This is a genomic window from Rhizobium oryziradicis (assembly GCF_001939045.1).
Taxonomy (GTDB): Bacteria; Pseudomonadota; Alphaproteobacteria; order Rhizobiales; family Rhizobiaceae; genus Allorhizobium; species Allorhizobium oryziradicis.
Map to the genome: position 1 here is coordinate 1 of NZ_MKIM01000005.1, position 861 is coordinate 861.

Genomic DNA, 861 nt, shown 5'->3' on the forward strand with positions numbered 1-861 from the left:
ATGATCACACTTTTCCTGGCCAGGGATGCCTTTAGTCTGCGGTAACCGTAACAACGACGGTTCGCTTCAAAGATTTCCACAAGGCTGTGCCGGACGGCAGCATACTTATCTGCAAGACACATGCGCATACGATGGTAAAAGTATGAGCTTCGGGCAATTCGAAGCTGGACGAGTAGTTCTGGCAAGCGATAGGTATCTTTAAGGGCGTCAATCAGCTGTATTTTCTCCCGATTACTCAGGGTCAGCAGATCGACGCCCAGTCCTTTTTTTTAAAAGTTCATTGGCTTTCTTCAGGAGATCATGCTCAAGCTGTAACTGGCGGACATCACGCTGGAGGGCTTCAAGCTGTCGTTCGAGCTCCTCGCGTTCTGGTATCTTGGATTTGGTGTTGCGGCGTTTCATGGATGAAGTAGCCTCATGACCGAGTAGCTGATCTTTCCAGTTGTACAATGTCGGCCTGCATACGCCTAGTCGGTCCGCTACTCGTTGGGCACTTTCCTCTCCACTGCAAAGCTCGATGACACCGACCTGTTTCAAACTCTCAGGATAGGCCGGACGCCACGATCGACCGACGATGGATGTCTTCGTTTCCGGAAACGCTTCTCGAACCCATGCCGTCAAGGTTCCACGACCGGGATAACCCAAGGCTCGCATCGTCGCAGAGATACAGCGATCGTGAGTGCGATAGTACTCAAGCGCCTCCTGCTTCTGCTCATCGGAATATTTTGGCTTTCGAGCCGGATAGCGAACGCACAGATTACGACGCTGCTCGTACTCGCGGTACCAGCTTTTTAGAGCATTCTTGGTGGGATAACCCAACTGCCGAATGGTCGCCTTAACCCGCTTGCCAAGCCTGATGTA

General features: G+C 51.9%; 1 pseudogene. It reads right to left on the minus strand.

The annotated features are described in order from the left end of the window. A pseudogene (locus BJF95_RS00025) lies at positions 1-861 on the minus strand (transposase family protein); the annotation flags it as partial.